Source organism: Nostoc sp. 106C (genome assembly GCF_002154725.1).
Taxonomy (GTDB): Bacteria; Cyanobacteriota; Cyanobacteriia; order Cyanobacteriales; family Nostocaceae; genus Aulosira.
Genome location: NZ_MTAW01000046.1, coordinates 25,422 through 46,630, shown reverse-complemented (window position 1 = coordinate 46,630; position 21,209 = coordinate 25,422). Strand labels below are relative to the sequence as shown.

Annotated in this window: 15 protein-coding genes and 1 pseudogene; 10 read left to right on the top strand and 6 right to left on the bottom strand. The window is 40.6% G+C overall.

Annotated elements, in window-relative coordinates:
* Nucleotides 1–208: 208 nt before the first annotated feature.
* Together BV375_RS03365 and BV375_RS03360 are read right to left on the bottom strand one after the other, a co-directional pair.
* Nucleotides 209–1,870 (bottom strand): response regulator, encoded by a 1,662-nt coding sequence (locus tag BV375_RS03365; protein WP_086757259.1) that lies wholly within the window; start codon nucleotides 1,868–1,870, stop codon nucleotides 209–211.
* 3 nt (nucleotides 1,871–1,873) lie between these two features.
* Entirely contained in the window at nucleotides 1,874–5,899 is a 4,026-nt protein-coding gene (locus BV375_RS03360) for a PAS domain-containing protein (protein WP_243713832.1), read from the bottom strand.
* A 358-nt stretch (nucleotides 5,900–6,257) separates the two neighbouring features.
* Here BV375_RS03360 and BV375_RS03355 point away from each other — a divergent pair.
* A pseudogene (locus BV375_RS03355) lies at nucleotides 6,258–6,560 on the top strand (hypothetical protein); the annotation flags it as partial.
* 137 nt (nucleotides 6,561–6,697) lie between these two features.
* A complete protein-coding gene (locus BV375_RS03350; RefSeq protein WP_086757253.1) occupies nucleotides 6,698–7,387 on the top strand; it encodes an ATP-dependent Zn protease in 690 nt (229 codons plus the stop codon).
* A gap of 133 nt (nucleotides 7,388–7,520) precedes the next feature.
* On the opposite strand, the gene BV375_RS03345 is transcribed toward BV375_RS03350, so the two are convergent.
* Together BV375_RS03345 and BV375_RS03340 are read right to left on the bottom strand one after the other, a co-directional pair.
* Nucleotides 7,521–8,546 (bottom strand): diguanylate cyclase, encoded by a 1,026-nt coding sequence (locus tag BV375_RS03345; RefSeq protein WP_086757251.1) that lies wholly within the window; start codon nucleotides 8,544–8,546, stop codon nucleotides 7,521–7,523.
* A gap of 788 nt (nucleotides 8,547–9,334) precedes the next feature.
* Nucleotides 9,335–9,535 (bottom strand): heavy-metal-associated domain-containing protein, encoded by a 201-nt coding sequence (locus tag BV375_RS03340; RefSeq protein ID WP_086757249.1) that lies wholly within the window; start codon nucleotides 9,533–9,535, stop codon nucleotides 9,335–9,337.
* A gap of 468 nt (nucleotides 9,536–10,003) precedes the next feature.
* Here BV375_RS03340 and alaS point away from each other — a divergent pair, with 468 nt between their 5' ends.
* Both alaS and BV375_RS03330 read left to right on the top strand, forming a co-directional pair.
* Nucleotides 10,004–12,646: an alanine--tRNA ligase gene (gene alaS, locus BV375_RS03335; protein ID WP_086757247.1), complete on the top strand. Its 2,643-nt coding sequence runs from the start codon at nucleotides 10,004–10,006 to the stop codon at nucleotides 12,644–12,646.
* A 26-nt stretch (nucleotides 12,647–12,672) separates the two neighbouring features.
* Entirely contained in the window at nucleotides 12,673–14,067 is a 1,395-nt protein-coding gene (locus tag BV375_RS03330; protein WP_086757245.1) for an extracellular solute-binding protein, read from the top strand.
* Here the strand turns inward: BV375_RS03330 and BV375_RS03325 are convergent.
* Both BV375_RS03325 and BV375_RS03320 read right to left on the bottom strand, forming a co-directional pair.
* Nucleotides 14,044–16,281 (bottom strand): serine/threonine-protein kinase, encoded by a 2,238-nt coding sequence (locus BV375_RS03325; RefSeq protein WP_086757243.1) that lies wholly within the window; start codon nucleotides 16,279–16,281, stop codon nucleotides 14,044–14,046. The genes BV375_RS03330 and BV375_RS03325 overlap by 24 nt on opposite strands.
* A 62-nt stretch (nucleotides 16,282–16,343) precedes the next feature.
* A complete protein-coding gene (locus tag BV375_RS03320; protein WP_086757241.1) occupies nucleotides 16,344–17,588 on the bottom strand; it encodes an NB-ARC domain-containing protein in 1,245 nt (414 codons plus the stop codon).
* A 287-nt stretch (nucleotides 17,589–17,875) separates the two neighbouring features.
* Between BV375_RS03320 and BV375_RS03315 the strand changes: the two genes are divergently transcribed.
* The 6 genes from BV375_RS03315 (at nucleotide 17,876) to BV375_RS03295 (ending at nucleotide 21,071) form a co-directional block, all read left to right on the top strand.
* The gene (locus BV375_RS03315) at nucleotides 17,876–18,070 is read left to right on the top strand and encodes a hypothetical protein (protein ID WP_086757239.1); all 195 of its coding nucleotides are present in this window, start codon (nucleotides 17,876–17,878) and stop codon (nucleotides 18,068–18,070) included.
* A 22-nt stretch (nucleotides 18,071–18,092) separates the two neighbouring features.
* A complete protein-coding gene (locus tag BV375_RS36490; protein WP_166507358.1) occupies nucleotides 18,093–18,248 on the top strand; it encodes a hypothetical protein in 156 nt (51 codons plus the stop codon).
* A complete protein-coding gene (locus tag BV375_RS37990; protein WP_243713831.1) occupies nucleotides 18,242–18,643 on the top strand; it encodes a hypothetical protein in 402 nt (133 codons plus the stop codon). Before BV375_RS36490 ends, BV375_RS37990 begins: the two co-directional genes overlap by 7 nt.
* Before the next feature lie 107 nt (nucleotides 18,644–18,750).
* On the top strand, nucleotides 18,751–19,461 hold the full coding sequence (locus tag BV375_RS03305) for a TIGR04283 family arsenosugar biosynthesis glycosyltransferase (RefSeq protein WP_086757237.1): 711 nt from the start codon (nucleotides 18,751–18,753) through the stop codon (nucleotides 19,459–19,461).
* A gap of 76 nt (nucleotides 19,462–19,537) precedes the next feature.
* Nucleotides 19,538–20,284, top strand: coding sequence for a TVP38/TMEM64 family protein (locus BV375_RS03300; protein ID WP_086757235.1), 747 nt, complete (start codon nucleotides 19,538–19,540; stop codon nucleotides 20,282–20,284).
* Nucleotides 20,262–21,071: a TVP38/TMEM64 family protein gene (locus BV375_RS03295; RefSeq protein WP_086757233.1), complete on the top strand. Its 810-nt coding sequence runs from the start codon at nucleotides 20,262–20,264 to the stop codon at nucleotides 21,069–21,071. Before BV375_RS03300 ends, BV375_RS03295 begins: the two co-directional genes overlap by 23 nt.
* The last annotated feature ends 138 nt before the right edge of the window (nucleotides 21,072–21,209 follow it).

Genomic DNA, 21,209 nt, shown 5'->3' with positions numbered 1-21,209 from the left:
AGGGGCTGGGGGTGAGGGCAAAACCTTGCACAAGAGCGGGTTTCACGTTAAGTTGTCACGTATGAGCATTGCTAAACCCCTACAAAAAATTGATGTGTATCATGATTTTCGTGAATTGGTATGAGTTTGTAAGAATTATTTTTAACAAAACATCAATTAAGCATTTGTTTAAAACACTCAAATAATATGCGTTAAATTACTATGGACGCTATGCTGATAGTTTCAATGGTATTTGAAGTATAAATGTTGTCCAGCCCTGACCGCTTGTAACATCAATTGTGCCTTGAAGATGTTCTACTAGCTTTCTTACTAATGCCAACCCCAATCCTGTGCCGCTATCTTGCTGAGGATTGCTTTGAGCCTTCTGGTAATCAGGGTCAAAGATAGTAGATTTTTCTTTTGCCTTACTTTTAAGAATGCGGTAAAACGGTTCAAAGATTAAAGATTTTTCTGTTGTCGGAATCTCAACACCGGAATTGCTAATAATAATTTGCACACGCGGAACTTCAGATTGTGCATCTTTATCGAGCGGGTTCTTTGTAGCGTCTGCAAGTTGGGCATTTACCATAATCTGCTCACCAGCAGGAGTATATTTGTAAGCATTGTTGAGCAACTCTGATACAATCCGGGTGAGGAGATTTAAGTCTGAAACTATAGGTGGTAAATCTGGGGTAACATTAATTTCTAGAATTTGTTGTTGAGCTTGAGCCAATTCTTGAAAACTCTCGGCAACGTGAGGAAGCCAGTGTTGAAGATGAATTGAAGTTAATTCCCAGGGATAAATATCAGCATCAACTATACGCATTTCTAGTAAATCATCGACAAGATTTAGCTCTTGTTCACACTGGTCACGTAAGATATTTAAATATTGGGTTACAGACCCAGATGCAGAAAATCTTTTTGAATTCAAAATACCCTGCTGATCCAGAATATTTTCTAGCATCGAGATTGCCATTTTTATGTTTGATAAAGGTGTGCGCATCTCATACGAAGTGGTTGTCAAAAAATCTTCTTTTAACTGGTTTAGTCGTTGGAGTTCTGCCATTTGAATTTCTAGTTGTTTGGCGCGTTCAGCAGCAATATTACGTTCTTCGGCTAGCCTTCGTTGCGTGTCATCTCGAAAAACCATAACTGCTCCTGCTACTGCACCATTGTTGTCTCTCAGAGCAGTAGCGCTATCAGCTACTGGAGTCTTTGCTCCGTTTTTGGCAACAAGTAGGATGCGATTGTCCAGATAGATGGCGTTTTGGCTTTGCAGAGCTAAAACGATCGGATTTTCTATAGGAAGCTGAGTTTGTTCATCAATTAGTTGGAAGACTTCGGTTAACATCTTGTCTTTAGCTTCATCCAATCGCCACCCAGTTAGTGCTTCAGCTACTTGATTTAGGTATTTGACATGTAATTCAGTATCGACTACAAGCACCCCGTCCCCCATTCCCCGCAGGACAGTACTCAAAAATTGCTCGCGTTCATAACGATTGAGCGCTGTTTGGATAGCGACGTAGAGTTCTTGCTCTCTGATTGGTTTAAGAATATAACCAAAGGGCGATGTTAGCGTTGCTCGCTCTACAGTGCTTTTGTCTGAATGTCCTGTAACGTAGATTATAGGAATTTGCAGATGATTCCAAATTTGCTCTGCTGCTTGGATACCGTCTATCTCGCCCCGTAGCCGAATATCCATGAGAATTAAGTTGGGTTGCAACTCGGTTGCTTTTTCAATAGCTGCTATTGCGGAATCTGCGATATCTACAACTGTGTATCCAAGGGACTCTAAACTTTCTTGTAAGTTGATTGCTAGGATATACTCATCTTCAACAATAAGGACTTGAATATTCTTAGATTTCTCTGTATTTGAGGATATGTTTGTCATAATTCATGTCCTGCTTCTTGCAAAAGCAATTTTAAATTCTGTTCCCTGTTGGCAGTTAATTTCGATGCTTCCCCGTAATTGCTTTACCAAACCGTAGACAAGAGTGATACCCAGAGTTTTAGTCTTTTTAATATCAAAATTAGCAGGTAGCCCAATGCCATTATCTCGAATAATGAGCATCAAATTACGTTGGTGCTCCCTCTGTGTTAAAAGTTCACATTCTTGATATAAACGTAGCTGGATTTCACCTTGACGATTACAAGGAAAGGCATATTTTAAAGCATTGGAAACTAGTTCATTAATAATTAAGCCACAAGGAATTGCGGTTTCAATATCCAAGCTAACATTATCAACTTGAATACTCAATTTCACAGACCCTGAACTGACGTTATAAGAATCAAATAAATGAGTTATTAAATCTGGAATATACTGAGCAAAATCAATATTTGCTAAATCTTCAGAACGGTAGAGTTTTTCATGAACCAAGGCAATCGATGCTATTCGATTTTGGCTATCGCTGAGAATTGCTGTTGCTTGAGGATCTTGTATACGTCTGCATTGCATCTGGAGCAAACTGCTAACAATTCCTAAGTTGTTTTTCACACGATGGTGAATTTCTTTAAGTAATACTTCCTTTTCTGCCAAAGAAGCTTTGATTTGTTCTTCTGCTTGCTTGTGTTCGGTGATGTCTTGTTGAACACAAACTAAAACAGTTCCATATTCAGGATGTTCAAAAATAGATGCAGTCGCACTACACCAGAAGAGAGTACCATCTTTCTTCACATTGCGAACTTCATAGGTTACTTCACCGTGTTCTATAACGGAAGCTACAATTGCTTGTTTTACCTGTTCACCCGTGGTGTGCTCATCTCTGTAATTAATAATCGACACATTCTGACCAATTAATTCACCAGCGTCATAGCCAAACATCTGCTCGAATTTAGGGTTGGCATAGACTATGATTCCATCACTAGCTCGCACTAAGCAAATTCCCTCTGCCATGTTGCGAGTAATGACTGCTTGCAGCTCGAGCATTTGTTGAGCGCTTTTGTGTTCAGTAATATTGACGCTACTACCAACGATGCGGTAGGTGTGTAAGTTTTCGTCTTGTAGCGGAGTTAGGGTAGTGATCCACCAGCTTTCCCGCTTTCCTTTAAAAGGTAAGCATTCTTCATAGGTAATGGTTATTCCTGCATCAACGCAATCTTGATAGTGCTGCCGTACAACTGCTGCTACATTTGCAGGTAGAAAATCCTCTGGAGTTTTACCTTGCACATTATTACTACAAAAACCTGTGAGATGTTCGTGAACTGGGTTAACACTCACAAAACGAAAATCATCATCTAGAACATCTACAACAAAAATCGACTGTCCCACCCCATGATAAATACTGCGTAAAAAGTTTTCCTGCTCCTGAAGCGTTTGCTCTGCTAGTTTACGATCGCTAATATTAAATGCGACTCCTTGCAAAATTGGGGTTTTGCCATCTGGTGCAAGCACAAGGCTGGCTTGATCCTGAACCCAAATCATTTCGCCGTCAGCCGTGAAAAGGCGATATTCCAAATTCACAGATTCTTCAGTTGCAATTGCATTTTGCACACTGTTGATAACGCGATCGCGATCTTCAGGATGCACATACTCCACCCAACTGTTGAATAAGCCAGCATTCCACTGTTCGGGCGGAATCTTGAGCATTTTTTGAATTTGGGGACTAATATAACTAAATTCGCTAGTGGCGGTGATGGGTGAAGTGTATACCACTCCTGGAATCTGTTCGACTAAAGTCCGGTATCGTAACTCGGCTTGTTTGAGCTTTGCTTCTGATTCTATGCGATCGCTGACATCCTGGGCAGTGCCGTAGAGACGACTAACTCGTCCATCGGCGTTGCATTCTGCATGTCCAATCGCCTCAAAATAGCGATGAGAGCCATCTGCTTGAGGTACGCGGAGAATCAGTTTGTAAGACTCGCCAGTTGCGATCGCCCGTTCGACAGCTTGGTGCAATTTTTCCCGATCTTCAAGGTGGTACAGTTGGAGAACTTCTTCATAGTTTGGTTCTCCTAGATCTAGATCTCGATTGCAGAGGTGGAAAAGCTCCTTTGACCAATTAATTTTGCCACTTGCAATGTCAAACTCCCAATTACCAAAACGGGCAACTCGTTGAGATTCTGCCAACAAAGCTTCACTTTTACGTAGCGTTTCTTCAGTGTTTTTGAGGTTAGTTACATCTACCATCAATCCATCCCAAGCGACGCGACCATCTTGTAATTTGCGTGGCGTAGAACGAAAATGCAACCACTTAAGTTTACCGCTGGGTGTCCGAATTCTCTGTTGCATATCAAATACAGACAAATTTTTGAAAGACTCATCCATCGCTGCTTGTAAACGAGGGATATCTTCTTGAATAATCTGTCTATAAAGCAAAGTTGAATCTCTTAGTGCATCTTCTACCTTAACTTCCATTAGCTGTTCAATCCCAGCACTTAGATAAGAATAGTACTTACGATCATCAAGTTCGCGAATCACTTTATAAATTGCGCCATTGGGCAGATTATCCCCAATTCTGCGTAACATGGCTTCACGCTCATGCAAGGCGAGTACTGCTTGTTTGTGAGCAGAAATATCTTTGACCAGCACAAATCTCGCTGGCTTTCCTCGCCAAGTGATCAGATGTCCATTAATTTCGACATCAATCACAGTACCATCTCGCAGACAATGTTTTGTTTCTCCAACATAGATTGAATCAGAGAAAAGGCTAAAATTTGACATAACTCGTTGAAAATCAGCAACTTCCTCACGAGGACGAATATCTCTAACTGTCATTGACAGAAACTCTGCCTCCGAGTAGCCATATTTGTGGGTTGCTGCACGATTCACAGCCAGAAAGCTAAAAGTTTCCGCATCAAAAATCCACATAGGATTGGGATTACTTTCAAACAGCAATCGATATTGAGCTTCCGATTCCACTAAGGCTGTTTCCATCTGCTTGCACTCAGTCACATCTGCCAGAAAACCCACCAATCGGACGGGATTTCCTTGCTCATTCCAGATTGCTTTCGCCCGCGAACGAAACCACCCGTAACTGCCATCTTTGCAGCAAAGACGATACTCAACGTTATAGTCTGAGGCTTGCCGTTGCAGATAGGCTTGTTGTGCAGCAATTACCCGTTCATAATCATCAGGATGAATGAGAATACTCCACTCATCATCCATATTGCTAAGTTCGTCACGTTCATAGCCCAACATCTCAAACCAACGCTCAGATCGGAAGGTTTGATTAGTAGTTATGTTCCAATCCCAAATTGCTTCATTAGTACCTGCGATCGCAAATTGCCAGCGTTCTTCGCTGTAACGCAGTGCTTCCTCAATGTGTTTGCGTAAGCGAAGCTCGTCGTAGACATCGCTGATATCATTACTAGTACCCGTCACAATCCAACAGTTAGCTACGGCATCATAGCGGGAGGCGTAAGTAGCTGCTATCCACCGCAGAGAGCCATCTTTGTGTTCAAATCGGTACTCTACCGTTACTGTACGTTCAGCACATAGATCCTCAAACAAAGGCACGATCACCGATTCTCTATCTTCTGGATGCACTCGCGACATCCACAAGTATTTATCCCCCAAAATTTCCTGTGGTGTATAGCCAAAAACAGTTTCACAGCCAACAGACTGATAATCAAACTGCCAATCACCATCGGGGAATATGCGCGCGCTGGCGATGGAAGTTGCGATCGCGCTATCAAGAATGTCATTGATTCTGGCTTGTGATGCTTGATAACTAGCTTCCTTTTGGGCAAGCAACTCAGTCATGTGTTTTCTTTGCGCCACTTCCTGTTCCAACTCTGCTGTTTTGGCTTCAAGAGTTTGGTAGAGTCTTTCCATCACTTCGTGCAAAGTAACAACACTTATTACTTGTCCGCAACTATCAACTATGGGTAAGTGGTCAATATCATGCTGGCGAAATATTTGCACAACAGCCGGGAGATTCTCTGCATCCGTCTGGCTCAAGCTAATTACAGGTTGATCCATCTGAGTCATTCCTCCTTAAACAGAAGAGATGGAAATCAAAAGTAGCAGAAACTTAAGGCCATAGCAGTAATGTCAAATTTTTTGCCAAAAATACTGCTTCTTCAGAATTTCCTCAGAATTTTGATTTAGTCTTTACTGCTAGAGTGTGATGCCTTGTTGGTATTAAACTCTCAGCTTCTACTATTTTCAGTAAATAACTACTGTCTCTGTGTTCTCTTAAAAAAGCAGAATAGCAATTAGCTCAACAAAAACATAGATAAAGTATCAATTCTGTTACAAGGCAAATAAATTTATGTCAATTCAGGTTGGGATGCAGAAGAAGACTCCTAGCTTAATTTCTTCCTATCAAAGCTTGGGTTTGTTAACCCAAAAGCAAACCAATTTTCCCAAACAGAAAGTCAAATGTCCTCTATGTGGATATGACCGCACTCGTAAACACGGCAAAACAAGTAAAGGTAGCCAACGCTACTTATGCCCAAGTTGTCGCCAAACCTTTAGCGAGACTTTAAATACGCTTTATTACCGTCGTCAAGTAAACAACGAAGACGTACAGATTGTTTTGCAGTCCTATGCAGAAGGCATGAGCTTTCGAGCTATAAGTCGTATTAGTGGCTTAGCTTACAACACCGTAGCCAGAATTATTCAGGCTGCTAACCAGAAGGTGCATATACCAAAATCAGAGGTTGAGTAACGTCTAATTTGACTAAAAACTATTGGTAGTTGCAAAGTTACTAGATCAATAAACCCGAAAATCGGCTAATAATGAAGAAAGATTAAGTTGCATTGATCAAACTCGCAATGAGCCAGACTGCCTTAAATTTAATTGCAATATCTATTTTCCTAATCACCCTATCGGCGTTGCTGGGGCCATTATTGAACATTTCGCCAACAATACCAGCAATTGCTACCTTCACTATCTTGGGAATAGCTACTTTCGACAGTTTCAGCTTCCAAGGAAAGGGAGGTTCTCTGATTTTAGATTGGATTGCTGGCTTCTCTAGCGAACATCGCGATCGCGTTATCCACCATGAAGCCGGGCATTTTCTAGTTGCACAGCTATTAAATATTCCCGTTACTGGCTACACTCTCAGTGCTTGGGAAGCCTGGCAACAAGGGCAACCAGGGCAAGGTGGTGTTACTTTTGATGATGGCGAATTAGCATCTCAACTAAAAGTAGGCAAAATTAGCGCTCAAATTTTGGATCGCTACTGTACTGTTTGGATGGCTGGGATTGCTGCGGAAAATTTGGTTTTTCAAAATGCTGAAGGTGGATCTGATGATCGCCGCCAGCTAGCAGAGGTATTGACAAATTTAGGATTTTCAGATAACAATCGTCAACAAAAACAACGGTTTCATGCGCTACAAGCCAAAAACTTATTACAAGAAAATTGGTCAAGTTACGAAGCTTTAGTTAAAGCCATGCAGCAACGTGCCTCAGTAGCAGAATGTCAGAGTGCGATTGAGAGTGCACAGTTAACATCGGCATAAGTAAGCGGCAGTGAAAGTATAACCTACCAAATTAAAAAGGTAGGTTACAACGCATTTATCTAACACTTAAAACTGTGTTTATTTGTGCGCCGAACCCACCCTTGGATCTTAAAATTTTTTTGATAAACAAGTTTTAAGAAGAAGCAGCTTTAAGATACGGAACATGGGATAAGTGATCCCAACCAATAACTTTATTTCGTCCAGTAGCTTTAGCTTCTAACAAACATTGATCGGCACGATGCAACAGACTGATGCCTTGCTCGTCATCATCACTCTGTAGAGAGGCAGTACCTAAACTAATCGTGATGTTAATAGTATGTTGATTGTTAATTGCAAATGGTTGTTCGCTAACTATGCGATTCAAACGACGTGCTACAATTAATGCCTCTTCACCAGTAGTATTGGCTAAAAGAATCACAAATTCTTCGCCACCATAGCGGAAAGGAGTATCTTGAAAGCGTAAATTATGTCGGACACGAATACACAGCAACTGCAACAGGCGATCGCCAACTAAATGACCGTAAGTATCATTAACTTTTTTAAAAAAATCAACATCTAAAATGATTAAACTAAAAGGAAGTGACTGTTCACGGGCTTTTTGAATTTGCCTAGGTAAGTCCCACTCCAAAGCACGACGATTATTGAGTTCCGTCAAAGAATCAGCCAGGGCGATCGCAGATAATAAATCATTTGTCCGAATTAAATCACGGTACTTTTTTGCTTTGCGCAACCCAACCGTTAATTGAGCTAGTATCAAACGCTGGTTAGCAGTCAACTCTGCCAATGTATAATCTGTTTTTCCTTCAGGAAGCTGCCAAATATAAGCATCGGCTCCTTGTTTTAATGCCGAGGAAGTCATCTCCAATTCCCACTCCCAGCCATATTTCTCTCTATCAGTTATCTGCTGAGAACGATCTTCCAAAAGAATACTGTATATCCAAGATAGCTTTGGTTGATCTTTCAACCAGCTACACAGTTCCATACTGCCATCTAGGCTAGCCTGCACAACTATAATATCGGGCGGCGTCATTGTAATATGGGAAACTGCCTGATCGAGATTGGCAATAACTTCTACGCTAAAAGCGGTTGCATAACGGATCTGATCTGGAAGTGTGGTGAGGAATTTCTGACTCCCGAAGACCAGAATGGAAATATTCATTGTTTTGCTTTTTGCCCTCTTTCAACTTTAAAAGTATGACCTTGTAACACTGCTGTTCTTACTTAATTAATACTGAATATGTCGGTATTTCTGGTTAGGGAAAACTACTCTTGCTTTAACCGTTTTACTGCTAAATCTATAATTTATTTGCAATTTTAATCTCCTTTTAAGGATTTACCTCAACTATAGTTACTAGTAAATGAACTTATGAACATACTTTCTACTTTTTCATATTTTTTTTAAAACAGTAAAAATACTGAATATTCCTTCTTGAAACAAAAGTCTTTATGTGTTTTCCAGGTATCGGTCATTGGGAATATTTATGAACCCAATGGTTGATAATACTAAGCATATAATGAAGCAAAAAAATTACTAAAATTGAATATTTAAAATTTTATAAAATTTATATTTCCCAGTAATAACCGCTATATTTGCTAATCTAAAAAATTAGATCTCCCTTAAAATACTGAATCAAGCTACTTAAATAGAATATATTTGTACATCGGTGCAGGAGTAAGGAAAGCCTCATGCAGCAAGTGTTAAGCGATAGTGCTAATAAATGATAAATCGAAGCCTTATGAATATATTTTATTAGTTATATCTTCATGAAAAGATTGAAAATAATTCAGTAATTTTACATAACTATTGAATAAAAACCCTAACATTAACCAAGATAAATTTGGTTAAATACGTGATTGTCCGCTCTATCAAGAAACGGACAATACAGCAACACTTTATGGAAATGTAAAAAGTTTTGAATCTAACTTGTCAACAAAGTTAGAACATGATTAATAACCTGAGATTTTGTAACCAGCAGCAACAATTATCTGTTTAATAGTCTCCTCAGATGCTGCGGATTCTACAGTAACAGTTTTAGCATTGACATCTACATCCACTTTTGCATCAGGTTCCATTACATGAATGGAGTCGCTAATTTTTGCCGCACAGTCTTCACAGGCAATGTTTGGTACATTCAGTTTTAATGCCATTACTTAACCTCTGAAAAAAACTTAATCTATTCTTAACGATTAATGTTATCTTCTCTAGTTGGATTGTTCATCCTACCAGAGTTAGGTGATTTTGTTAGTACATACTTACTTTCCTACGCAAAGTGACTAGCTGCAAAATTTCCGGAAATGCCAAAATATAGAATATAAAGGTATATCTGCAAATATACTTAGTACTGCTAAACGTCAGTCAAAATACCCTGCGGGTTCTAGAGTAGCCGTCTTTGGGCATCTACAAGAGACTCCCATCTCAAGCTTATAGGCGTGTTTTCTCGCTCACCCTCAGAGGTATTAGACCTTGATTTTCGCCAAGCTTTACTAAGGGATTAACTCGGAAGCAAAAAACTGGTAGCACAGATGTCCTTGACTGCGGCATACTTTGTCTGTAAAGCGAAGTAACGATCCTCTGTCGGCCTTCCCAAGTTTATTGATATTAAGTTTGTAAAACCCATGTCTTCTAATCCCCAGTACATCAGCGGTAACGAAATTCGCACCTTATTCCTGAACTTCTTTGCTGAACGAGGACACCAGATTCTCCCAAGTGCTTCTCTTGTGCCTGAAGACCCGACCGTACTGCTGACGATCGCGGGGATGCTACCATTTAAACCTATATTCTTAGGGCAACGCACGCCGGAATTTAAGCGAGCTACCACATCCCAAAAGTGCATCCGTACCAACGATATCGAAAACGTCGGACGCACCAAACGGCATCATACGTTCTTTGAGATGCTGGGTAACTTCAGCTTTGGAGATTATTTTAAAGAACAAGCGATCGCTTGGGGATGGGAAATATCTACCCAAGTCTTTGGCTTCTCCCCAAACAATCTTGTAGTCAGCGTGTTTGAAGAAGACGACGAAGCCTTTGCGATTTGGCGCGATCAAATCGGTGTACCAGCAGCAAGAATCAAGCGCATGGGTGCAGATGATAACTTTTGGGTATCTGGCCCGACTGGCCCCTGTGGCCCTTGTTCTGAGATATATTACGATTTCCACCCCGAACGCGGCGACGACAACATTGATTTAGAAGACGATTCGCGGTTTATCGAGTTCTACAATCTCGTCTTCATGCAATATAACCGGGATGCAGAAGGTAATTTAACACCACTGCAAAACAAGAACATCGATACAGGTATGGGTTTGGAAAGAATGGCACAAATCCTGCAAAAAGTACCGAATAATTACGAAACTGATTTAATTTTCCCGATTATCCAGACAGCAGCGCAAATTGCGGGGATTGACTATCACAAGAGTGACGAGAAAACCAAAATCTCGTTGAAAGTGATTGGCGATCACGTGCGTGCTGTCGTCCACATGATCGCTGATGAAATCCGCGCCTCTAACGTCGGACGGGGTTACATATTGCGGCGATTAATTCGGCGGGTGGTGCGTCATGGGCGATTAATTGGCATTTCTGGCGAATTTATTACCCAAGTTGCCGAAACTGCGATCGCTCTTTCTGAATCAGCTTACCCCAACGTGCGGCAACGAGAAGCAGCAATTAAAGCTGAACTGCAACGAGAAGAAGCTAATTTCCTGCGGACTCTTGATAGAGGCGAAAAACTGCTGGAGGAAATTATCCAACAGGTAAAACAGCAAGGAAAAACCGAAATTAGTGGTGAAAGTGCGTTTACTTTGTATGACACCTACGGCTTCCCCCTAGAACTGACGCAAGAGATTGCAGAAGAACAGGGACTAGAAGTTGATGTTGAGGGATTCAATGTCGAAATGCAAAAACAGGTGGAACGTGCCAAAGCAGCACATGAAACCATCGATTTAACTGTTCAAGGTTCCCTCGATAAACTAGCAGAACATATCCACGCTACCGAGTTTTTAGGTTATACCCAACCTGCGGCGACAGGGAAAGTTGAGGTATTGCTAGTAGCTGGGGTTGCTCAAGAAGAAGCAGAAGCTGGCACAGACGTACAAATCGTCCTCGACAAAACGCCATTCTATGCTGAATCTGGGGGACAAATAGGCGATCGCGGTTATATCTCTGGTGATGGCGTTGTCGTTCGCGTTGATGACGTGAAGAAAGAATCAGATTTCTTTGTGCATTTCGGACGCATTGAACGCGGTACAATCCGAGTAGGAGATACTGTAACTGCTCAAATCGATCGCGCTTGTCGTCGTCGTCTGCAAGCTAACCATACAGCAACTCACCTGCTACAAGCGGCGTTGAAAAAAATTGTCGATGAAGGGATATCGCAAGCAGGTTCTTTGGTTTCCTTTGATAGATTGCGCTTTGACTTCAACTGTCCCCGTGCATTGACAGCAGAGGAAGTCCAGCAAATTGAGGAACAGGTGAATAGTTGGATTGCTGAGGCACACTCTGCGAAAGTAGAAATATTACCTTTAGCAGAAGCCAAAGCTAGAGGTGCTGTTGCCATGTTCGGAGAAAAATATGGTGACGAAGTGCGGGTGATTGACTTCCCTAGCGTGTCAATGGAACTGTGCGGCGGTACTCATGTCAACAATACTGCTGAGATTGGCGTATTCAAAATTATCTCCGAGGCTGGTGTCGCTTCTGGAGTGCGGCGAATTGAAGCTGTTTCCGGCCCAGCGGTGCTAGATTATCTTAACCTGCGAGATAAAGTAGTCAAAGATTTGAGCGATCGCTTTAAAGTTAAACCCGAAGAACTACCAGAGAGAATCACAACTCTGCAAAATGAACTCAGAACCAGCCAAAAACAACTGGATACATTAAAAGGACAATTGGCGATCGCAAAATCTGATAGCTTGCTGCAAACAGCCGAATCTGTGGGTGACTATAAGATACTCGTCGCCCAATTAGATGATGTCGATCCCGAATCCTTGAAAACCGCAGCCGAACGCTTATTACAAAAGCTAGGTAACGGTGCAGTAGTGCTAGGTTCGGTTCCCGAAGTCGATAAAGTTAGTTTAGTTACAGCCTTCAGTGCAGAGGTGAATAAGAAGGGTTTGCAAGCTGGTAAATTTATCGGTGCGATCGCCAAAATTTGCGGCGGTGGCGGCGGTGGAAGACCAAATTTAGCCCAAGCCGGCGGACGCGATGCAAGTAAGTTACCAGAGGCTTTAACGCAAGCGTTGACTGATTTGAAAGCTGGGTTGGGTTAATTGTATTTTCTTGTGGGGCAGGCATCTTGCCTGCCTTAGAATTATTTATTAAAGGTACAACAAATAAGATAATCATAATGATAGGCAAACAGCGAAAATTACTACCGCGATTTATAACTCTGCGAATTTTAGGGTTAATCTTTGCCTTCATTTTATCTATTAAATTGCTTTCAGCCTGCTCTCATCAGCAAGATCAGCCTAAACCGCTAGTCACGCTATCGTTTGTAGTAACGCAGCGTGAATCTCAATATTGGCGACCACTGCTCAAGCAATTCAATGATAACAATCGAGACATTTTAATTGAAATAGCAAATGCTGCCGAAAATAATCTAGAAAATCCAGACAAGAGTGATGATCTCAAAGAAATCTATATTTCTGAATTTAACAAGCAACAACCAAAATATGACTTAATTTACATGGATATTATCTGGGTTCCTGAATTTGCCGACAAGAAATTGCTAATGGATCTTACTGAGTATTTTCCAGAAAAAGAATTGAAAGGTTTTATAACGAGTGAGGTTGATGCTGGACGTTTTAAAAATAAACTTTATCGCATTCCTTTTCGTAGCGATGTCGGTGTACTTTTCTACCGGAAAGATTGGCTAGATGAGCTAAAAATTGAGCTTCCAGAAAAACTGACATTTGATCATTTAATGGAAATTTCTGAGCTAGTAAAGCAAAAGAAAAAAGACATTCCATACGGTTATCTTTGGCAGGGAAAACCTTCAGAAGCAATGACGGCCATGTTTGTTGAGGTACTCGACAGTTATGGTGGCTTCTGGATTAATGGAAACGAGGTAGGATTAGACAAATTAGAAGCGATAAAGGCGATAAAGTTTTTACGCGACACAATTAAAAAAGATATTTCTCCTAAAAATTTCATAAATAACGAGGAGCGAACTACCCACAGCATGTTTACGAATAATGAAGCTGTTTTTTTGCGTAATTGGCCTGATGTCTGGCGTGATATTAATGGGTCAGAGTCTGATTTTCCTAGCAATATTGCTATTAAACCTGTCGTTCACCCCCAAAAAAAAGAAAGTTATGCTTCTTGCAAAGGTGGCTGGGGCTTTGGAATTGCCGAAAAGAGTCCACATAAAAAAGAAGCCTTGAAAGCGATTAAATTCTTGACAAGTGCAGCATCTCAGCAAAAATTTACTCTGGCATATGCCTCTGTGCCAAGCCGTGAGAACTTGTTTTACGATCCTAAGATTGTGGCGAAATATAGCTACTATCCAGATCTGTTAAAAATTGTTGAAAACTCGGTTTCACGTCCAGCGATTCCTAAATATACAAAAGCATCAGAAATTTTACGAAAGCATCTTAGTGAAGCCTTGAAGATTGAAAATGATGATTATACGAAGGAAATGGAGAAAGCAGCTCAAGAAACAAGAGAGTTATTCAAAAACCCAACGACCTAAAATAAATTTAGACCATTTTCGTATTTGTAGACAGCCATTTGCACCAGTTAAGGCCAACTGTGTATCATCATTGGGATTGAAGATAACTGCTTCTAAACTATTGTCGTTATCTTGTGACAATTGTTTAATGAAAGTACCGCTTTTGTCCCAAATTTTTATTGTATCCTTATTGTTAACAGTGGCGATATACTGCCCACTTTTTGAACTGAAGGCAGCTGCTTTCACCTTATCATTGGAATTTTGTTCTAAAGATATAAGTTTGCCTTGGTTTTCCAAACTCCACAACTTAGCCGTCTGGTTCCAACCAAGCAAGAGTAAATGTTTGCCGTCAAGACTAAAGTTTATAGCCGTTGGGTAAGTCTTAAGTTTTATTGTTTTAAAAATGTCAAAGTTATTATCTGCGTTTCGCACTTCTACAGTGCCTTCAGCATTTGCTATGGCTAAGTATTTGCCATCCCTTGGACTGAAGGCAACGGCTACTACATCATTCAGTCGCAGCCCGTCTTTTTCCTTTTCATCTTTCCACTTCCACACCGATGCTTTATTATCGCGTCCAACTATGGCTAAATACTTTTCATCTGGACTGAAACTAATAGACTTTACGTACTTACCATATATTATACGCTTACTTACAAAAACCTCTGTACTATTTGTCGAAAAAATTTGTATAGAACCGCCAACACTTGCCGCAGCGAGAAAATTGCCTTTGGGGCTGAAGGCAAGAGCAACTATGTAATTTTTTAGAGGCTCTAAATTTGGATAATCTAAAGTTTCTAAGAAGCTGATTTTACCCTCATTAGTCATCTTCCACAAGCCTAAGCTGCTATCAAAGCTAGCTATGGCTATTTTATTCTCATCTGGACTGAATTTGAGTGCTACTACATCTTTACGGTTTATAGTATGCACTAACTCGTTGTTACTGCTTGATTTGAACACTCTCACTATACTGTCATTGTTGCCATTGTTCAAACTTGCTGTGACGATATAATTGCCATCAGGACTGAAAGCCATCTCATTCACATCTAAGACACCATCTGGAGCACGTAAACAGGTTGAGGATGATGGAGGTATTAGAAATTTCCATATGCCTACAACTAGCAATAGGATTACTATCAGCCCAACAATAATACGCTTAATACGCCTTTTAGATTGGATAACAGGTACAGGATGAGGAATCGGTGAGTATGGTTGGAACGGTGGAGGCTCTGTTTGTTCATATTGTTGCGGTAAAGACTCACTAATTTCCTGTAGACTTTGCAATATTAATTGTGTATTTTGAAATCGATTTTGTACGGATGGAGCTATTAATTTATCTATAAAATCTGCTAACTCCTGTGATATGTGTGGAGCGTGATATCGCCAAATCAACTGATCTGTTTGAGAGTCTACAGAAAATTCACCGGGATGGTAACCCGTGAGTAAATGGACAAATGTGCGCCCTAAAGCAAAGAAATCAGATTGAGGAACGGCTCGACCTTTCACTTGTTCAGGAGCAGTATAACCAGGTGAGCAAACTACAGTCACGTCTTGCCCATTAATTACTGTTTGTGTGACTTCCCTAGCTGTTCCAAAATCAATCAGCACAAGTGAACCATCAGGTTTCAACATAATATTGGACGGCTTAATATCCCTATGAAAAAAGCCTTTTTGATGCACATAATCCAGGATTTCCACAATTTTTTTAAGCCAATCAAGTGCTAAATTCTCTTCAGAAATTCGCTGATTTTCCTGCAACCACTGCTGCAAATTCTGACCCTCAATTTTTTCCATCACCAAGCAACGCAGCTCTTGATTATTCCTAAGCCGCCAGCTAAAGTTCTCATCTGGCTGTGCTTTGGGAATCCCTGGATGTCTCAGATAAGTTAATATCCTTGCTTCTTGTTCAAACAGTTCGGCGTACTTTTCGTTCCGGTTTGTCTTGAGAACCTTTAGGACTTTTGGCGGAGAATATAACACCTGTGCAGCCGAAGCTCTTAAGAGTGTGCTTGGATGGCGAAAAGCGGTCTTTACAGCTTTTAACAAGGAGAGCTTTGTTTGTTTATTCCTATCCTCATTGACCTCAAAGACTTCAATATAATCTGAGGCGTGCAGTTGCCGCAGAGGTTTAATTAACCAATACCGACCTTGAATAAGCAAATCATTGTCGCAGGCTTGGCACCTCTGGCAGTTGTCAGGATTTGAGCGAGGGCAGTTAGGGTTGATGCAGTAGACCATACTTTTGCGCGATCTCAATTCAAAAAATGGCTAAGTGCTTGTAGCTTCACCGCTTAAAATACCTATTCCTTAAATCTTTTAACGTACTTCATCACCACAGGTTGTAGTGTAAAAAGCACTGCACTTTGTTCTGTACTTTTTTCAATTAGCGATCGCCTGCTAAGGGAATCCAAAGCTTCGATGATTTCTGATGTTGATATAATTAATGATACGTTTTGTTTTAATTGCTCTAGCGATATTGGGTATTTATAATTTGCTAGCATGTACATAATCTTTTTTTCTAAAAGAGATAGTCGCTGAAATTGGTGATCTAAAATTTCTCTAAATTGATCGCTAACAACTATTGTGTTGTGCCTTAAAAATTCAGCTACGCTACCTCCAAATAAATCTTGGATAGTTGTAGAAACTATTTTTAAAGCTAGAGGATTGCCTCGATACATTTGAATGAGTTCTTGCCATTGTTCTGGTTCATAGAGCAATTCTTCTTCTTTGAAAATTGCACTGGCTGCGTCCCCCAAACCTTCCAGTAGTAATGACCGAATAGCTAGCCTATTACTCTCTAACGAAACAATTTCTTGTGGTTTCTCCCGACTGGTTAGTACTAAGCAACTTTGCAGATTGCGTCTTTCTCCAACTTGTTTTATTAGCTCACCATAGGCTTCATATCCAGGGCGATAATATCCGGCAGAATAGCTATTGCCGAAAATCGCATCTAGTTCATCTAATACCATTAAACAGCGGTGCTGGCATAAAAAATCAATTAATTGTGATAATTCCGCCTGAGTTTGTTGCTGGTGAGAAAAGAAAGAAACCAAGTCGACTAAAAGAGATTCAAGCGATGGTGCATTACGGAGCGATCGCCAAATAAAATACTCAAACTCATCTTGGATCTGTTCTGCCAGTTGCACGGCTAAAGCAGTTTTGCCAATTCCCCCAATACCTAGTAGTGATACCACACGGCAGCGGTCTTGCACAATTACTCGCTGTAGTTTGGCTAGTTCTTGAGTGCGTCCATAGAAAACCCAAACATCAGGAGCTTCACCCCAATCTTTAGTATGATCTGGCGGTGATAGGCGAGGATGGACAGTGTTATCAACAACCCTTTGCCAGTCCACTCCCATTACCTCACAGATTCTCATAAAGGTTTCTTTTTGAATTGGCTCACCACGCCGAAACCGCTTCAAAGTTTCCCGTGAAGTAGGCACGCTACCACACCAAGTATCATCTTGTTTTTTCCAACCCTTGCGTATTCTTGCCTGCTCAACTATATCTAGCCCTTGGGTCGAGGCTCTAAGTGAAATTCCCATATTTATTTTCCAGAAGTGTCTCTTCAATTGTGGCTTACTTACATGTAGTAAAAGCTGTGAGACCGAAACTGAGCTAAAGATTGAGCCAAATACGACCTAAAAGAGCCAGCAAGCTATTCCACTATATAGGTATGGGAAGGAATTCAAAGTATTTTCCCATAACTTAACTGCTCAAGACCAGCTATCACCGTAAATTTGCAGATTTTCAAAGAACATGAAAGCTATAACAGGTAGCTTTCGAGTCAACTTATCTTTATCTCAAGAACAATTTAGATGAGGTCAAAATAATGTTTAATAATCAAACAACCACCATTAAGTCACAACAGAGTATCACAACTGTCCAACCCATAAATTCACAATACTCAGTTGATGTTACGCCTGTATTGCTGCAACAACCCTCTAGTCCTTTTGCGATCGCTTTAAGTGTTTCAATAGTAGTTGCAGCAATTGCTGGACTAATTAAAATACTCAAATCTAGCTAACAATTAATAGCCATTTTTGTTTGTGCTAGATGCGTTATTTCCTATAGTTACTAGTTTCAAAAAAGCAGCAGAAATCATGGAAATCCAGCCTGATATATTTCTTGAACTATTAGATTTGATGGGGCTGGAATTTTCCTATTTGACTGTACAAGATATCGCTCTAGAGGAGAATTGGTAGCGATCGCTTTTCGATGCCATTTTTTCAGATTAGATGCAGAGGTTGCGGAAGCCACTATTGAGTTAAGGAAAGCCACTATTGAGTTGAGGAAAGCCACTATTGAGTTAAGGAAAGCCGCTATTGAATTGAGAAAAGCCACTATTGAGTTGAGGAAAGCCGCTATTGAGTTGAGGAAAGCCGCTATTGAGTTGAGGAAAGCCGCTATTGAGTTGAGGAAAGCCGCTATTGAGTTGAGGAAAGCCACTATTGAGTTGAGAAAAGCCACTATTGAGTTGAGAAAAGCCGCTTCAAGGTTCGTTTTTGTATGGTGCGATCGCCTAATTATAAAAACTCATTGCCAGCCAAGCAATCCCCGAAAAGAGCGATCACTCTTCGATGCGATTTTTCATGATTAGATGCAGAGTGCGCTGAAGTAACGACAGAACTTGCAGAAGTTAGAGAAAGTCATTGCGAGGGATTGGATAGAAGTACAATAAGCAGCCAGAAAAGAAACTCAGCAATTATGAATCAGAATCTTGGCGCTGCAACTATCTCTATCATCATTCCAACTCTCAATGAAGCCGCAAATATTAAAGATACGTTAGCTACTACCCAACCGAGTATAAATATAGAAGTCATTGTAGTAGATGGTGGCTCTCAAGATGACACTGTAGCAAGAGCACAGTCATTAGGTGTCAAAGTTATCTTGTCATCTCCTGGGCGGGCGGTGCAAATGAACGCGGGTGCTGTAGCTGCTAGCGGCGAGATTCTGCTGTTTCTCCACGCAGATACGCGTTTACCTCCTGGCTTTGATGCCATGATTCGCACAGCACTACAAGAACCAAAAACAGTGGCGGGTGCGTTTAACTTGCGGATTGATGCATCGGGTTGGGGTATCAGGTTGGTAGAATGGGGAGTGAATAGGCGATCGCATTTTTTGCAAATGCCCTATGGCGATCAAGCAATTTTCATTACCAAAGAAGTATTTCAGCAAATTGGTGGTTTTCCTGAATTGCCAATTATGGAAGACTTTGAACTCATACGCCGTTTAAAATCTAACGGTAGAATCGCTATTATTGCACAACCAGTTGTCACCTCAGCCCGTCGATGGTTGCGCAAGGGAATTCTTCAAACTACCTTAATTAATCAAATAGTAATTGTCGCTTATTTACTGGGAGTATCACCTGAGCGAATTCGTAGCTGGTATCGCCAAGAAAAATTTAGGAAGAATTAAGCTGATTCTCATGGAATTGGAATATCTTGGTTGAAGATAGCAAGACAGTGAACAGTAAACAGGCTGACAACTGAAAATGCATAAGCGTAAATTATATACTAAACTCAAGCTTTTACTATTAAGTTGTCTAGTTGCCGCGCTTATAATTACGAGCAAACATCTCAACCTTCAAGAACTTTTACATACCACAGTGATGTGGGTAAATAATCTTGGTTATTTTGGTCCCATTGCTTTCATAGCGATTTATAACTTAGCAACCTTATTGTTTATACCAGGTTCTATTTTAACGTTAAAAGGAGGTTGTCTATTTGGCGTTTTTTGGGGGTCTATCTATGTAATAATTGCGGCAACTATTGGAGCTACTTTAGCATTTTTAATTGGGCGTTATCTATCACGGGATTGGGTGGCTCAACAACTTGAAAAACATCCTAAATTTAAAGCAATTGATTTAGCCGTTGCCAAAGAAGGATGGAAAATTGTGCTACTGACTCGGCTTTCGCCTATCTTTCCCTTTAACTTGTTAAATTACGCTTTTGGGATAACACAAGTTTCACTTAAAGATTATATCTTAGGTTCTATCGGTATTATTCCGGGTACTGTGATGTATGTTTACATCGGCTCTTTAGCTAGTAATCTTGCCATGCTGAATACGCCTCATCAACCAGCAAATACCCAAGCTCAAGTAGGAGAATGGGCGCTCCAAGTGATGGGATGTATTGCTACAGTTGCCGTGTCTATCTATGTTACAAGAGTTGCGCAGAAAGCTCTCAAAGAAAGTGTAGCGACAGCCGAAATAAATCATGATACAAAGAACCACAATTAAGCAGCTTTTCCAACCACTTACCTATTTCTTTCTTGGCGGTTCGTCCAAGAAGAGCAGATATTTTCAGCGTGTAAAAAAAGTAATTGTATTAACATTGCTGCTACTAAATATCGTCTTCTTATCTAATACAGACCTAGCCCAAGCATCTACTACTACAAATACCTTTAACCCCCAAGAAACTTTAAAAGACGCTTTGCAATGGATTGATAGCCTTGGTTCTCTAGGAGCTATAGCTTTTATTGCACTTTATATCATTGCCACAGTTGCTTTTTTACCAGGCTCTATTTTGACTTTAGGATCTGGTGTTGTTTTTGGTGTAGTTTGGGGTTCTGTATATGTATTTATAGGTGCAACTTTAGGAGCGACTGCGGCTTTTTTAGTTGGACGTTATTTAGCGAGAGGCTGGGTTGCCCGTAAAATAGCAGATAACAAAAAATTCGCCGCAATTGATAACGCTGTTGGCAAAGCTGGATTAAAAATTGTGCTGTTAACGCGACTTTCGCCAATATTTCCGTTTAATTTATTGAACTACGCTTTTGGGATTACAGGAGTTTCTCTCAAAGACTACTTTATTGGCTCTGTGGGCATGATTCCCGGAACAATTATGTATGTGTACATTGGTTCTTTGGCTGGGAATCTAGCCCGAATTGGTACTGAAGCTCAACCTACTAACCCCACTGTGCAATGGGCAATTCGGATTATTGGTTTTATTGCTACTGTTGCCGTCACAATTTATATCACCCGGATAGCAAGGAAAGCTTTAGAGGATGAAGTGATTAATAATTAAACTGAGGCTGGGAAAATATCTGTTAATTATCCAACCGATAAACATTTCTGAGGCTGTAATCCTTGTACATTATGGTACTGGGAAAATAATTCCCATCCCCGATTCCCAATCCCCAATACCCATGAAATGAGGTCAGAC

Coding starts and splice junctions, on each gene's coding strand:
- BV375_RS03325 (WP_086757243.1), bottom strand. CDS start 16,281: ATGGTCTACTGCATCAACCCTAACTGCCCTCGCTCAAATCCTGACAAC.
- BV375_RS03320 (WP_086757241.1), bottom strand. CDS start 17,588: ATGGGAATTTCACTTAGAGCCTCGACCCAAGGGCTAGATATAGTTGAG.
- BV375_RS03305 (WP_086757237.1), top strand. CDS start 18,751: ATGAATCAGAATCTTGGCGCTGCAACTATCTCTATCATCATTCCAACT.
- BV375_RS03295 (WP_086757233.1), top strand. CDS start 20,262: ATGATACAAAGAACCACAATTAAGCAGCTTTTCCAACCACTTACCTAT.
- BV375_RS03300 (WP_086757235.1), top strand. CDS start 19,538: ATGCATAAGCGTAAATTATATACTAAACTCAAGCTTTTACTATTAAGT.
- BV375_RS03365 (WP_086757259.1), bottom strand. CDS start 1,870: ATGACAAACATATCCTCAAATACAGAGAAATCTAAGAATATTCAAGTC.
- BV375_RS03340 (WP_086757249.1), bottom strand. CDS start 9,535: ATGGCATTAAAACTGAATGTACCAAACATTGCCTGTGAAGACTGTGCG.
- alaS (WP_086757247.1), top strand. CDS start 10,004: ATGTCTTCTAATCCCCAGTACATCAGCGGTAACGAAATTCGCACCTTA.
- BV375_RS03345 (WP_086757251.1), bottom strand. CDS start 8,546: ATGAATATTTCCATTCTGGTCTTCGGGAGTCAGAAATTCCTCACCACA.
- BV375_RS03350 (WP_086757253.1), top strand. CDS start 6,698: ATGAGCCAGACTGCCTTAAATTTAATTGCAATATCTATTTTCCTAATC.
- BV375_RS03315 (WP_086757239.1), top strand. CDS start 17,876: ATGTTTAATAATCAAACAACCACCATTAAGTCACAACAGAGTATCACA.
- BV375_RS03360 (WP_243713832.1), bottom strand. CDS start 5,899: ATGGATCAACCTGTAATTAGCTTGAGCCAGACGGATGCAGAGAATCTC.